At 58.5% G+C, this 13203-nt stretch carries 14 protein-coding genes; 6 read left to right on the top strand and 8 right to left on the bottom strand.

All coding sequences use genetic code 11. The features are described from left to right. Window positions 1-23 precede the first annotated feature (23 nt). The gene (locus tag AB4Y89_RS23270) at window positions 24-881 is read right to left on the bottom strand and encodes an NAD(+)/NADH kinase (protein WP_442303336.1); all 858 of its coding nucleotides are present in this window, start codon (window positions 879-881) and stop codon (window positions 24-26) included. Between the two features lies 1 nt (window position 882). Beyond that, complete coding sequence (locus AB4Y89_RS23265) at window positions 883-1641, bottom strand: TlyA family RNA methyltransferase (protein ID WP_442303335.1); 759 nt, start codon at window positions 1639-1641, stop codon at window positions 883-885. Between the two features lie 185 nt (window positions 1642-1826). Between AB4Y89_RS23265 and AB4Y89_RS23260 the strand changes: the two genes are divergently transcribed. Both AB4Y89_RS23260 and AB4Y89_RS23255 read left to right on the top strand, forming a co-directional pair. Continuing rightward, complete coding sequence (locus AB4Y89_RS23260; protein WP_442303334.1) at window positions 1827-2393, top strand: RNA polymerase sigma factor; 567 nt, start codon at window positions 1827-1829, stop codon at window positions 2391-2393. Beyond that, window positions 2390-3259 carry an anti-sigma factor gene (locus tag AB4Y89_RS23255; RefSeq protein WP_442303333.1) on the top strand — a complete coding sequence of 290 codons (870 nt, stop codon included), beginning with the start codon at window positions 2390-2392 and terminating at the stop codon, window positions 3257-3259. The genes AB4Y89_RS23260 and AB4Y89_RS23255 overlap by 4 nt, the downstream gene beginning before the upstream one ends. A gap of 100 nt (window positions 3260-3359) precedes the next feature. Here the strand turns inward: AB4Y89_RS23255 and AB4Y89_RS23250 are convergent, their stop codons facing one another. Continuing rightward, entirely contained in the window at window positions 3360-4682 is a 1323-nt protein-coding gene (locus AB4Y89_RS23250) for a YncE family protein (protein WP_442303332.1), read from the bottom strand. Between the two features lie 62 nt (window positions 4683-4744). On the opposite strand from AB4Y89_RS23250, the gene AB4Y89_RS23245 reads away from it, so the two are divergent. Continuing rightward, window positions 4745-5650, top strand: a complete 906-nt coding sequence (locus AB4Y89_RS23245) for a DUF92 domain-containing protein (RefSeq protein WP_442303331.1) — start codon at window positions 4745-4747, stop codon at window positions 5648-5650. A gap of 109 nt (window positions 5651-5759) precedes the next feature. Here the strand turns inward: AB4Y89_RS23245 and AB4Y89_RS23240 are convergent, their stop codons facing one another. Together AB4Y89_RS23240 and AB4Y89_RS23235 are read right to left on the bottom strand one after the other, a co-directional pair. Further along, window positions 5760-6404 carry a YdcF family protein gene (locus tag AB4Y89_RS23240; protein WP_442303330.1) on the bottom strand — a complete coding sequence of 215 codons (645 nt, stop codon included), beginning with the start codon at window positions 6402-6404 and terminating at the stop codon, window positions 5760-5762. Between the two features lie 151 nt (window positions 6405-6555). Then, entirely contained in the window at window positions 6556-7224 is a 669-nt protein-coding gene (locus AB4Y89_RS23235; protein WP_442303329.1) for an L-threonylcarbamoyladenylate synthase, read from the bottom strand. Between the two features lie 334 nt (window positions 7225-7558). Between AB4Y89_RS23235 and AB4Y89_RS23230 the strand changes: the two genes are divergently transcribed. Next, window positions 7559-8230: a hypothetical protein gene (locus AB4Y89_RS23230; protein ID WP_442303328.1), complete on the top strand. Its 672-nt coding sequence runs from the start codon at window positions 7559-7561 to the stop codon at window positions 8228-8230. A gap of 74 nt (window positions 8231-8304) precedes the next feature. Here the strand turns inward: AB4Y89_RS23230 and AB4Y89_RS23225 are convergent, their stop codons facing one another. Next, complete coding sequence (locus AB4Y89_RS23225) at window positions 8305-9888, bottom strand: DHA2 family efflux MFS transporter permease subunit (protein ID WP_442303327.1); 1584 nt, start codon at window positions 9886-9888, stop codon at window positions 8305-8307. A gap of 79 nt (window positions 9889-9967) precedes the next feature. Between AB4Y89_RS23225 and AB4Y89_RS23220 the strand changes: the two genes are divergently transcribed. Then, window positions 9968-10603, top strand: coding sequence for a TetR/AcrR family transcriptional regulator (locus AB4Y89_RS23220; RefSeq protein WP_442303326.1), 636 nt, complete (start codon window positions 9968-9970; stop codon window positions 10601-10603). A gap of 59 nt (window positions 10604-10662) precedes the next feature. Here AB4Y89_RS23220 and AB4Y89_RS23215 read toward each other — a convergent pair whose 3' ends face one another. Beyond that, window positions 10663-12027 (bottom strand): glycosyltransferase family 39 protein, encoded by a 1365-nt coding sequence (locus AB4Y89_RS23215; protein ID WP_442303325.1) that lies wholly within the window; start codon window positions 12025-12027, stop codon window positions 10663-10665. A 226-nt stretch (window positions 12028-12253) separates the two neighbouring features. On the opposite strand from AB4Y89_RS23215, the gene AB4Y89_RS23210 reads away from it, so the two are divergent. Then, window positions 12254-13030, top strand: a complete 777-nt coding sequence (locus tag AB4Y89_RS23210; RefSeq protein WP_442303324.1) for a TrmH family RNA methyltransferase — start codon at window positions 12254-12256, stop codon at window positions 13028-13030. A 34-nt stretch (window positions 13031-13064) separates the two neighbouring features. Here the strand turns inward: AB4Y89_RS23210 and AB4Y89_RS23205 are convergent. After that, window positions 13065-13203: integrase core domain-containing protein (locus tag AB4Y89_RS23205; protein WP_442301842.1), on the bottom strand; the 139-nt coding region annotated here is incomplete at its 5' end.

Genomic DNA, 13203 nt, shown 5'->3' with positions numbered 1-13203 from the left:
ATTCAGCAACTGAATGTATCGCCCTAACGTACGCCCCATTTCAGTTTCGTGCGCAGTACATCGAAGAGACCGGTGTCGTACTGCTGAATCAACCGGACGGCGTGCTGCGAGCGGCGGCAGTGGAGTTCGTCCCCAACTTCCATCGCAACAGCTTCCTGTCCATCGACGGTCAGAAACGTCTGATCAGCCATGCCTTCCACCTTGATCTGAATCTCGGAGTCGCCATGCACCACGATCGGGCGGATGGTCAGAAGATGCGGACAGATCGCATTGACGATCATGGCATTGACATCCGGCATGACGATAGGACCATTGGCCGCGAGTGAGTATGCCGTAGAACCAGTCGGAGTGGACACGATCATTCCGTCGGCACGGAAGGTCGCGACCAGCTTTCCGTTCAGCGTAATGGTGAAGTCTCCCATGCGGGCAATCGCCCCCTTGGAGATCACCACATCGTTCAGCGCCTCAAACTCATGGAAGGGCTTCCCCCCTCTCCACAGCTCGGCATGCATCATGCCGCGCTGATCGATCTCGCAACAGTTCACGCACCAGGCTTCGAGCGCCTTGTAGAGATCCTGGATGGGAATCTCCGTCAGAAATCCCAGGGAGCCCAGGTTCACGCTCAGAATCGGAGTTGCCGTCTTGGCAAAGGCGCGCGCCGCGCTCAGCAGCGTTCCATCGCCACCCAGCACAACCACCAGCTCCGGCTGAAGGGCGGCCAGCTCGTCACGATGCATGCCATTCCCGGCATGAGCGTAGATCGCAGACTGCTCGTCGAAGATGGGTTCATAGCCCCGTGACTTCAGCCAGGAGGCGAGCTCCGGCATGATGGTTTCCAACTCAGCTTTCTGCGGTTTCGAGATAAGGGCGACCCTGCGCATGCTAGCTCAGTGTACCTTCCGCCGCGCTGAAGACGACGTGTAGAAGGAACTCCCGATTCCCTTCTCCACCAAGGATGGGAGAATCGATCACTTCCATGTCCCGTCCTCCAAGCTCGGCGAGACATTGTCGCACTTTCTCGATAGCGCCGCGCTGCGCTGCCTCATCCCGAACAATGCCACCTTTTCCGACAGCTTCCCTGCCCGCTTCAAACTGCGGTTTCACCAGAATCACAGCCCGCCCGTTCCACGCGCCGCCTCCCGCAGCCCGCAATGCACCAACCACCGGCGGCAACACCAGCGTCGCCGAGATAAAAGAGACATCCATTGCAAAGAAGCGGATTCCCACCGGCAGATCACCCGGCTGCAATAAACGCGCATTCGTTCGCTCGCGGAGATCGACGCGCGTATCCTGGCGCAGCTTCTCGGCGATCTGTCCGGCTCCGGTATCGACACCAAGAATGCGCAACGCTCCATGCTGCAGCATGCAATCAGTAAACCCGCCGGTGGAGACGCCGATATCCAGGCAGAACAAATCGTTTAGATCGATCTTCCACTGTTGCAGAGCGTGTTCGAGCTTCAAGCCGCCACGGCTGACATAGCGCAGATCATCGCCGAGAATACGAATCGCTGAGTCGACCGCGATAGACGCGCCCGGCTTATCAAGCTTCTGTTCATTCACGAGCACGCGGCCTGCCATGATCATGGCCTGCGCGCGTTCGCGGCTGGGAGCGAGCGAGCGCTCCATCAGCAGTTTGTCCAAACGAAGTTTTGCTATGGATGCCACTTCTGGCAGGGTACACTCAAGCCAACCCCTGCGCGTAGTACAGGAATCTCTGTAGAATGAGCAGGATGTGCCATGCTTGCACGACGTCCTGAAGGTGCGCTTTCATGGCATGAAACCCTTGGTTAGACCCACATAAATCTGCAAGAGCTGCTGAATCGTTCATGTATCGAGACCCTGAAGTGAAGAGCGAGTCCGGAATCCAGATGCGCGATGATGCATCCCTGCTCGCCCTTGTTCAGTCAGGCGATGAACAGGCGATGGCGTCGCTCTATGACCGCTACTCCCGGGTTGTCTACTCGGTTGCATTGCGGGTTCTGCGAGATCCCGGCGCCGCCGAGGATGTGTTGCAGGACGTGTTCATGCAGATATGGCGCAATCCGGACAGGTTTCAGCAGACACGAGGCACGCTCGGCGCGTGGCTGGCTGTAGTGGCGCGCAATCGTTCCATCGACGCATTGCGTCGGCGTCGCCCGACCGATTCCGTTGAAGACGTCATTCTTTCCTCCGGATTCAACCTGGCCGACGAAGCGGAACGCAGCGCGTTGATGGAGAAGGCACGCACCGTAATCCAGAACCTGCCGGCCGAGCAGCGCAAAACGCTCGAGATGGCCTTCTTCGATGGCCTGACCCACATGGAGATCTCCGAGATGACCGGAGATCCTCTCGGCACCGTAAAAACCCGCATCCGCAGTGCGTTGATCTCACTGCGCAGGAGCTTCCAGGCATGATCGAGCCCAAGCACATATCGGCCGATGACCTGGCGCTCTACGCCATGCAGTTCCTCACGCCCGAGGAAACGGCTCTCGTAGAAGCACACGTACGCCACTGTCCGGAATGCCGCCGTGAGCTGGCGACCATCCAGGGTGACCTTGCAGCCTTTGCCCATACGGCAGAGATGCAGACGCCTCCTGTCCTGGCGCGTCAGCGGCTGATGACGCAGGTCAACCGCGAAAAACGAGTCGTGCCCCAGCCTGAAACGGCACTGCGTCCAGCAGGCGCTGAGGGCTCTGTTCCCTTTGCCAGCTATGGAGCGTCTGGCTTCGACGAGTATGACGAGACCCCGCGGAAGGCAGGCATCGGTACCATCATCTTTGGTTGGGCAGGATGGGCTGTGGCGGCCGGACTGGCTTTTGGCGGTTACCACCTCTATCGCCAGCGCGAAGAGCTGCAGCGCAGCCTGCGCATGAATACGGCGCAGATGGCCAGCCTGTCAGAAGACGCGGCCAGAGCGCGCGAGATTCTGGATTCTCTTTCCGACAAGACGACCCAGCGCGTAACCCTCACAAGAGCGGAGACTGCTCCATCGCCGAACGGACGCGTGATCTACCGCGCCGACCGCGGCATGCTGCTCTTTCTGGCCAGCAACATCGCTCCCGTAACGCCGGACAAGACCTATGAACTATGGATCATCCCGTCGGAAACAGACCGTTCGCCGATCCCTGCCGGCACCTTCCTGCCCGACGATCGCGGCAACGCCGCGATCGTGCTGCCGGACGTGCCGAAGGGCGTGAATGCAAAGGCGTTCGGAGTGACCGTTGAGAACCGCGGCGGCTCGCAAGTTCCGACACTACCGATCATCATGGTGGGAATGTAGTTCCGGAAGGAATTGAAGAATTCAATCATTGAATGATTGAAGAAACGAAAGAAGGGCGGCCATCGGCCGCCCTTCTTCTTGAACTTCGATTTCTTGTCCGTTACTGCGCGTTACGCCGGACTGAAACACCGTTGCCCAGAATATCGATCGTCGTATAACGCGTATCGGTGCTGGTATCGATGACAGTGAGAAGGTGTGAATCGCCGGCAGTGGTGTAGACCTTGCCCTTCGGCGTGCCGGTGACCGCGGTGATCCAGTTCGGATGACCGACAACCTTCACCTTCGCCGTCACGGTGTTCGTGGTCAGATTGACAACGTAGACCAGACCGTTGCTGGCATCAGATGCAGTGGGATCGTCGTTGCACATGACATAAGCGCGGGTTCCATCCTGGAGCGCCGATACCTGAGTGCAGTTGATGCCCAGCGGCACCGTAGCCACAACCGTGCCGAAGTCTGTCGCATCCACCGGGTTGTTGGTGTCGCAGTTCGGGTTGCTGGTTGCGCTATTGGCGTTGCACAGCGGGATGTTGATCACACTAAGCGAGCTGGTCGTTGAACCCTGGTTCAGCACCAGAAGCTCGTTGATGGAGCTGACAACATCGGCCCAGACAGGCGCGGTACCCACGGTGATGGAGGGATGCGCGGCGTCAGCGGTGTTGGCCTGTGAGTTGATCACCGAAACCGTATTGCTGCCCTTGTTCATCACAAAGACGCGTTTTGCATCGGAGGTCATCACACCATAGACCGGCTGAGTACCGACATTGATGGAACTGGAGATCGTGTTGGTCGAGGTATCAATCGCGGCCACCGAACCGGTGGAGCCTGAACCCTGGCTGATCGCGTAGTAGCGCGTGCCGGTGCTAAGACCCACAACGTACTGCGGATTGGCCGCAACGTCATACTCCTGGCGCAGCGAAGCCGGTGAACCACCGATGATCTGGCCGACAGCGGACCGTCCAAGCTCGCTGACGAACGCTCCCGAGGAGGTCGCAAACAGCGAGTTCGCATTCGCATTGGAGAACAACGTCGTGGAATACACGATGTTCGTCTTCAACGAAGGCGAGACGTCAAAGTTATTCATCACCGTACCGCTGGAGCTGGTATGCAGCGAGTATCCCGTACCGCCGTTGCTCGCCGGAGCCAGATCGAAATACGTCGGCTTCGGAGCAATATTCGCAATCGCCAGAACCGTGTCGCCGGAGAAATCGACAACCGTGATCAGACCGGGCTGTCCGCTTCCGGGATCCGAGACCACAGCCAGCAGCTTCTGCGGCTGCGTCGCCGGACCAACGGGGTTGATGGAGCTCACGACGGCGCGATACGTATTGCCGCAACCGCTCAACGGAACCAGCGCTGCCGCCGCCGCCAACACTGCACCGGCCTTCGCCAGCACTTTCTTTCCGTACCGCACTTCTGACGCCAAACCATCTCCCAAACACAGACCGAGGTCCGATATGCTCAAAGCCGATTGTAAATCACAGGTGCATGAGCCAGACCACACTCTCTATCCCCGGAAAAACCATCCCTGCGTCCCGTGACCGGCTGCAGTCACAGTTACTGACGGCCGCCTGCGCCTGCTCCCTGCTGCTGACCTGCTATTCCATCTTTGCCTTCAGTTATGGACGCGCGGGATTTCCCTTCGTTGCAGGGCCTCTTGCGATTGCCGTGGCTTTCGCGATGGTGGTTTTCGCCCTGCGCTCGGCGACGCTGGGTGGCTGCCTGATGGGAGCGCTAGTTTGCTTCGACCTGATCGCCTGGACCCGTGACTACAACAGCAACCTGCTGCATTCCGCGCTGACTCCATTACTGGCGCTCTTCCTTCTGACCTGGGCAGCAACACGGGTCCGGCGTGCGGAGAAAGAGCGTGCAGGTCTGGCCGAGCCGAAGCACGGAAGAACGGCGTCGCAAGTCGCCGCCAACCTGGCTGTGGCGGCGCTGATCGTCACCTGGCTTGGTGCATGGCTGTTTGGCAAATTTTTCAAACTTCCCTACCCCTTCAGCTACTTCGCATCGCTGGCAGCATGTCTGGCAGCCTTGGCCGAAGCGACGGCGGACACCATCTCTTCCGAGATCGGACAGGTCTTCGGCGGAGAGCCGTGGCTTGGATTTCGGCGCGTCCCGCCAGGAACGGACGGCGCCATCTCGATGGTGGGCACCTTCGCGGGCGTTACCGGAGCGGCCATCGTGACCGGCATCGGCTGGTGGGCCCTCCTGCTGACTCCGAAGGTAGCGGCAGTCGCCTTCTTCGCCGCGGTGCTTGGCCTCTTCTTCGATACGCTCCTGGGAGCGACCGTGGAACGGGCAGGCTGGCTGGGCAATGACCTGGTGAACTTTTTATCGACATTGGTCGCGGCGATTGTGGCTGCGGTGGGGATTGGATTGCTGCGGTAAGAATCAGAGCCCGAAATAGATTTCTCCATTCTGCCGCTCACGGTAAAACGGGTTCGAGCTCGAATAACCCATTTTCCCGAGGGACATGGGGCACCCGGAATCTGTCTCCCTAAAGGTCCTCTGCCCCGATCCACCAGCGATGAACAAAGCTGGCGGGAATATGAAGCCGGACGGCGGTGTAGCTGACAATCTCATGCACGATCCGCATCCGGTAGTCCCAGGGGCTGATGCGCCCATAGACAGAGCGAGGCGAGGTCCAGACATTCAAACCGGCCTGTCGGCACAGTTCGCGGATGCGAAAGAGATGCGATCCGTCACTGACGACCACCACATGCCGCCAGTTTTGTGTGCGTGCCAGCTCTGCCAGCACTTCCACCTGTTGTTCTGTGTCGATGGAGCGGGTCTCAGGAATGATCTGTTCGTAGGGAACTCCCTCGGCCAACAGGTAATCCCGGCCGACCCCACCCTCGGTCCGGCCGGAGTCCTTCTCCGTACCTCCGCCGAGTGTCACGATGACGGGAGCGACCTGTCTGCGATAGAGCGCCACAGCTTTATCCAACCGTGCGTGCAATACAGGGGAGGGGCGGCCGCCATACTCGGCCGCGCCAAACACGGCAATCGCATCTGCCGGTTGCGCCTGATCCTCCTGCGCGACCTGCACAATCTGGCCATAAACCCAGGCGCACCACGAGAGGGCCGCCAATAAAACCAGGAGCAGCAACCATCGCCAGAAGTGCCGTTTTCGCTCAGGCATGTGCTTTCATCATACGAAGCATGGCAAGTATCAGAGCATTTCTCCTGTTCCTGGGTACCCTGAAAGGAGCGTGCAGCGGCGTTTTCATTGCGGAAAACGCCCATAGATACGGAAGCCCTACACTACACATACAGGAGAAATGCTCTAACGATCAGGCCCGTTGCAGTGCGAGCGCAATCTCATGAGTCGGGATCGCACCTTCACGCAGAATCATCCACGATGAGCCGCCGCCGCTGAGATCGACAATGGTCGTCGGCTGGGTCCGGGACGTGGGTCCACCGTCAACAATCAGCGGAATCTGATCGCCGATCTGCTCCCGGACACCGTTGGCATGCGTACACTCCGGCAGTCCCGACATGTTTGCCGCCGTTGCCGTAATCGGCAGTCCAAGCTTGGCAACCACTGCCCGCGGAATCGCTGCCTCCGGTACGCGTAGCGCAACGTTGCCCGTCTGGGCGGTAACGCGCAGAGGCAATTTGCCGCCGGCCTTCACGATGATGGTCAAGGGACCCGGCCAGAACTTCTCTGTCAAACGATCGAAGGCGGTATCAAGATCACGAGCCAGCTCATACGACTGCGATACTTCAGAAAGAAGCAGGCTCAGCGGTTTGTACTTTGCGCGTTTTTTGATCTCGTAGATACGCTCAACGGCGCGAAGGTTAACGGGATCCACGGCAAGCCCGTAAAAGGTATCGGTCGGCATACCGACCACATCGCCCTGATTCAGGCGTTGGGCAACATACGCCACCAGCTCCGGTTCCGGCTCATCCGGATGCATACGAACAACGTCAGCGCTCAATACGGTCCCTCTGAAACTCATTCAGAGTACAACAAGCACTGTTTTTGGTTGCCTATGAGCCATCGAAAACGGCGTAGCCAGACATTGCAACGAACAGTCCTTCCCTCTTTCCTGTTACCTCCGTAACACATATTGTTTCTCGCAATCCTGTCTTCTCAAAATGACTGCAACTATCCCCACAGGACTGTGTCTGGTTCTGTCAGGTCGGCTATCCCCGTTCCGGTGTGTTCCCCAACACGTCGGTTCAAGCTCGACAGAAAGGGCCGGTATACGGTCTGGATAAAATCTTTCCCGGCGCGTCGCCCGGCCTTCCCTGATTCGGCATTTCAATCTCAGCCGTTGGAGGAATAAAAAAATGAAAAAGTCATATCGGACGCATTCTCTTGCTCTCTCCCTCATGTTTTTCTTCAGTGTTGCCGCTTTTGCGCAGCGCGCTCACCCCATTGGCTCGGGCGTTGGTCTCGGCGGTGGTGCGGGTGCTGGCGTCGGCTCAGCAGGCACTGGTCTGGGTAGCGGTAATTTGGGTGCCAGTAGTGTTGGCGCAGGTAGCCTGGGCTCCGATAGTTTGGGTGCCGGTACGGGTGCAGGGCTTGGCGCCAACGCTGGCGCCGGTCGCACCAATGTTGGTGTGAACGGAGCGACTTCCGCAAACGTCAGCGCATCCAGGCAGTCCCCTGACAAGGTGCTGACCAATACGCATCTCGACTCATCGCTCACCTCTACCCTAGGCAACAGYGGTGTTTCGATCCCGGGCGGAAATCTTCAGACCGCCTGCTCAGGCTTCAAAGATCTCGGCAACTGCGTTGCTGCGATGCACGTTGCACGAAATCTCAACATTCCCTTCGCCAGCCTGCAGTCACAGATGACCGGCTCGAACGCCGTCAGCCTCGACAAGGCCATCAAGTCCACTGCAGCAGCGGGTACCGATGCGAAGGCGGAGGCGAAGAAAGCCACCAAACAAGCCAACACTGACATTCATGCCAGCGAGTCTGCGTCATCGACAACCACGGCTGACTCCCACATGTAAGTCGCAACTCCTCCGAAAAAGGAAGAGACTCCCATGCTGGGAGTCTCTTCCTTTTTTAAAAACCTCATCCTGTCTCAATGGCCTGCCGGCGCCTTTCCACCCGCCCTGAAATGCTTTGCCAGAAGCACTAATGGCGCAGCGAGAAGAGTGATCCAGCCCATCAAGCGGAAGCAGTCCATGAAACCGAGCATGCGAGTCTGCGCCTCAAACTGAGCATAGAGCTGCGCATATGCTCCACGCGTGGCGTCGGCTACGCTGTAGCCGTGGATCTGGAGGTAGCTTGAAATCTGCCTCACATTCTGCTGCAGCGCATCGCTGGATGAAGAGAAGTACGCTGACAAGCGATCTTCGTGAAAATTCTGCCGCCGCTCGCTCATCGTGGTGACAAAGGACACGCCGAAGCTCCCACCCCAGTTGCGAAAGAGATTCGTCAGGCTCGACGCCTTATTGTTCTGGTCAGGCCTAAGCTGCGAGTACGCCAGCACCGTGAGCGGAACGAAGAGGAAGGCATATCCAAATCCCTGATAGGCGCGGGCAAAGGCGTAATGGAAGTAGTCAGACTGCAGCGTCAGACGGCTGTAATAGAACATCGAGGCGGCGACGACAGTCAGGCTGGCGCCGATCATCATGCGCGGGTGCACAATTCCACGCTGCACCAGCTGCGCCGCGACAGGAGCGAGGAAGGTAATCACCAGTGCTCCCGGACCAAGCACCAGACCGGCGTCGAGCGCGCGATATCCGTACAGGCTCTGCAGGATCTGCGGAATCATCGTTGTCGTCGCGAAGAGGCCTAAACCGAAGATGAAATAAAAGGCGCAGGCAATCGCGAAGTTCCGGTTTGCAAGCATACGGAACTCCACGATGGGATCGGGTGTGCGCAGCTCCCACCAGATTGCGGTTCCCCAGCAAACTACAGCGATTGCAAACAGCCAGCTGATAGACGTGCTGCCAAACCAGTCGTCAATCTGGCCGCGGTCGAGCACGAGCTCAAGTGCAGCCGAGCCGATACCGATCAGCGCAATACCGACGCCGTCTACCTTGCCGCCGCCCTGCGCCTTCAACTTGCGGCGCTCTTCTTCAAAGGCCGGAGGGTCGTGCACAAAACGCTCAGTCAGAAACAGGCTCAGCGCGCCGATAGGGATGTTGATGAAGAAGACCCAGCGCCAGTTGAAGTTATCGGTAATCCAGCCACCAAGAACAGGACCGATCGCCGGCGCCGTGACGATGGCGACGGTATAAAGCGCAAAAGCACTGGCCCGCTTTGCAGGCGGGAAGGTATCGACCAGAATCGCCTGTTCTACCGGTGCAAGGCCCCCACCTGCAATTCCCTGCAGCACGCGAGCGATCAGAATCACATTCAGACTGGGCGCGATACCGCAGAAGAAGCTGGTGACGGTAAAGAGCGCTACGCAGATCATGTAGTAGGTCTTTCGGCCGAAGACGCGGCTCAGCCATGCCGACATCGGCAAAACGACAGCATTAGCCACCAGGTAGGTCGTCAGAATCCAGGTCACCTCATCAAAGCTGCGACCTAATCCCCCAGCGATATGCGGCAGAGCCACATTGGCAATAGAGGTATCCAGAAGCTCCATGAAGGTAGCGATGGTTACGGTCAGCGCCACCACCCATGGATTCACCTGCCTTCGGCTCTCTGTCACGACTGCATCCTTTCATGCGACCGATCGGTCTCTTTTGACATCCAAAATATGAGACCGCTCGGTCTCAGGTGGAGATAAGATGGAGCCGGGCAGGAGAACGATTCAAATGAAAAAAGGCCAGCAGACGCGCGAACGCATCATTGCCCAGGCGGCCCCCGTATTCAATGCATATGGCTACGAGGGCGCAACCATGTCACAGCTGATGGAAGCCACCGGCCTGGAAAAGGGCGGCATCTATCGCCACTTCAGCAGCAAGGAAGAGCTCGCGATGGAGTCGTTCAAGTTCGCCTGGAATGCGGTGCTGGAGGTTCGCCTGCAAGGGCTGGAGAAAGTGCCGACCGCCCTCGGCAAACTGCGGCACATCATCGACAATTTCGTCGAAGTACGATCCCCGGTTTCAGGAGGGTGTCCCTTGCTGAATACAGCCATGGACTGTGACGACGGCAACCCGGCGTTACGTGACCTCGCTAAAAAGACACTGCAAAACTGGCAGCAGCGCCTGATGAAGATTGTGGATGATGGCATACACACCGGGGAGATCGTGGGTGCCGCTTCTCCGAAGATCACCGCAAACGTCATCATCTCTACCCTGGAGGGGGCCGTAATGATTACCAGGCTGGAACACACGCTGGATGCGCTGCAAGATGCGCGTACTGCCCTGTCTGCCCACCTGGAAACTCTTGCAGCAAAACCCCGGAGACATGCAAGAACCTGATGGCTGCGAGTGGCAGGAAGAAAATTCTCCTGACACCCGCTCTGCCACCTACAGCCGACTCAGTTGGCGGGTTGAAGCTCCGCGTCGACCGCGAATGCATCCTCTTCTTCGGCCACATAGCTTTCCTGTGGCTGCATTCCTACCAGGCCTACGATGACAAGAGCCAGGATCTGTGGCTCGATCGGCTGACGATAATCCATCGATGCATGCGTCAGATAGTACGGAATGGGAAACAACACTACGAGTATTAGGTACGGCATCACCGAACGCCAGTCCTTCTGCAGCCAACGGCGGATACCGCGTAGCATCAGCAGTGTGAGACCGGTGCAGAAGAACAAGTTCGGAACATCGAAGGGCTCACGCTTCAGATAAGCACGATCGAAGCTCCAGAAACTGGTCCAGTAGCGCAGAGCCCTGCGCAACGTGACAGCCGCGAAGTAGCGAGGATGCTCACGGACGAAACGTACGGAAAGGTCATGCTTTTCCGCCAGGTATCCCGTCTCTCCCATCTCGGTCCACTTCTTCATCTCATAGGCATCGCTCGCCGGATGCGCCGAAGGAGGATTCGTGACCGAAGCGTCTCCATGGTTGCCGGCGTAGAACTCGAGCCAGAAACCATCGCGCAGGGGGACGGCCGTATGCAGGACACGCTGGTTGCGAATCGACCATGGCAGGACAACGACGATCGTTGCCAGCACTGCAACAGCCATACGGCGGATCCACGGTCCACCCTCGCGGCGTACACGCCAGCCGGCAAGCAGGAGCAGGAATGGAAGCGAAGTCAGGACCGAGGGGTTTGAAAGCAGCGTAACCCCGAAGAGCACACCGAAGGCAGCCCAGCCGATGGAGCGGTGGGCACGGTGTAGCCCCTGTGCTGCCCAGAAGCAGCAGGCAAAAAGCAGCGAAGTCAGAGCGTAGTCCCAGACCTGGGATGCGGAAAAGTATATGGCGAAGGGATAGAGCGCCCAACCCCATGCTGCCCAACGCGCCGCTCGCTGACCGGCGACATTACGAACACTGAAATAGACCGGAATGCAGGTCAGCGCCGAGAAGAGACTGTTGATTGCCAGCAATACATAGGCAGCCTGCAACGTATAGAGCCCGAACAGCCGAAAGACCCCGGACATCAGATACGGATAGATGGGTGGGACCAACGCCGTGGGTCCGGTCAACGGCAGGAAAGGCGCGCTGAAGCCATGGCCGAAGAAGAGGCTGCGGGCAACCCACCCCATCTCGGCGCCGAAATCGCCGTGATCGAGCGTTGGTTTGGCAATATCACCGGCGGCGAATACAGCAACGACCAGCCGAATCGCCAGAGCGAAGAAGACTATCGCGGGTAGGAGCCGGACCGGAGAATCGAAACTGTCCCGAAGGCGGGAGAACCACGAAGAACGCTTCGTGCGCGTCGCGAAAACTGTCGTCATGCCACCTCACCAGAGGTGCAGGACGCGGGGGATGTCGCCGTGCCAGAGCCGGCGAATTTGTTTCCTTGCATGTAGCTCCTTCATGAGCCTCTTGGACGTGTTCTTTTTGCTTTGGACTACAAACGCAACTAAAAAATCTCTCGTAAGAGGAGCGCAATCGGTCGAATGTCACGTCGAAAGTTGCCCTAGTCTCTCATCCGAAAAGCCTTAAAATGGTAAAAATCTGATGCCTTTCCTGATCACCAGCCGAACGAATTCCCGTTTAAAGCAGCTTCGAGCTGCGCTGGACGGACTGCCCCGGCTCTCCGAAGGCTATATCGGCATTGAAGGCGAGCACCTGCTGGAAGAGGCCCTACGCAGTGGCCTCGAGGTAAAGTCCGTCTTTTTGCGCGAGGACCGGGTTCTTCCGGCATCCCTTATTCTGCCTCCGACCTTGGAGGTCATCTCCGTCGCAAAGGATGCCTTTATTTCGGCGACGGAGGCCCCACAGGGGGTTGCCGCTTTGGTTACTCCTCCCCGGCACTCCCCCGAAGCGCTGCTGCGCGGCAAACCGCTGATCATCGTTGCCGAGGCGCTTCAGGATCCGGGCAACCTTGGCACCCTGATCCGTACGGCGGAGGCCTTCGGAGCCACCGGCCTGGTAACGCTTTCAGGGACTGTCTCGCCCTGGAATCAGAAAGCGTTGCGTGCCTCCGCCGGGTCGGCGCTACGGCTGCCGATCATTGCCGGGGATACGGCAACCATCGATCTGCTGCGCCGTAACGGAGTCCGGATTCTTGCGGCCGTCCCGGCAGATGGCATTCCGGCAACCAAGGCCGGCCTCGTGGAGCCCTGTGCCATCCTTCTGGGAAATGAAGGCGCGGGGCTCTCAGCCTCGATACTCGGCCTCGCCGATGAACGCATTACCATCCCCACTCCGGGACCGACAGAAAGCCTGAACGCCGCCGTGGCAGGCAGCATCCTTCTCTATGAAGCAGCGCGGCAACGCGCGGGTGAGCAGTAGAGCATTTTCCCTGTTGCTGGGTGTCTGTAGGAGGTCAAGAGGTTGTTGACATCTGGAGCCTGCTGATGGGCGGGCGTAGGTTGAGGCTAGCATGAGGTCTTTGTTGGTTGTAGAAGTCTGTCCAAGGGGCGAGTTGGGTGTCTCTTTGTTCTGAGTTTTCCCAGTGAGCCGCA

It is taken from the genome of Terriglobus sp. 2YAB30_2 (assembly GCF_052114765.1).
Classification (GTDB): domain Bacteria; phylum Acidobacteriota; class Terriglobia; order Terriglobales; family Acidobacteriaceae; genus Terriglobus.
This window is presented reverse-complemented; position numbering and strand designations above follow the sequence as displayed.

Excerpts from the sequence above, each read along its gene's own strand:
- AB4Y89_RS23245 (WP_442303331.1), top strand. The coding sequence starts at position 4,745 with ATGAGCCAGACCACACTCTCTATCCCCGGAAAAACCATCCCTGCGTCC.
- AB4Y89_RS23215 (WP_442303325.1), bottom strand. The coding sequence starts at position 12,027 with ATGACGACAGTTTTCGCGACGCGCACGAAGCGTTCTTCGTGGTTCTCC.
- AB4Y89_RS23210 (WP_442303324.1), top strand. The coding sequence starts at position 12,254 with ATGCCTTTCCTGATCACCAGCCGAACGAATTCCCGTTTAAAGCAGCTT.
- AB4Y89_RS23240 (WP_442303330.1), bottom strand. The coding sequence starts at position 6,404 with ATGCCTGAGCGAAAACGGCACTTCTGGCGATGGTTGCTGCTCCTGGTT.
- AB4Y89_RS23255 (WP_442303333.1), top strand. The coding sequence starts at position 2,390 with ATGATCGAGCCCAAGCACATATCGGCCGATGACCTGGCGCTCTACGCC.
- AB4Y89_RS23220 (WP_442303326.1), top strand. The coding sequence starts at position 9,968 with ATGGAGCCGGGCAGGAGAACGATTCAAATGAAAAAAGGCCAGCAGACG.
- AB4Y89_RS23270 (WP_442303336.1), bottom strand. The coding sequence starts at position 881 with ATGCGCAGGGTCGCCCTTATCTCGAAACCGCAGAAAGCTGAGTTGGAA.
- AB4Y89_RS23260 (WP_442303334.1), top strand. The coding sequence starts at position 1,827 with ATGTATCGAGACCCTGAAGTGAAGAGCGAGTCCGGAATCCAGATGCGC.
- AB4Y89_RS23235 (WP_442303329.1), bottom strand. The coding sequence starts at position 7,224 with ATGAGTTTCAGAGGGACCGTATTGAGCGCTGACGTTGTTCGTATGCAT.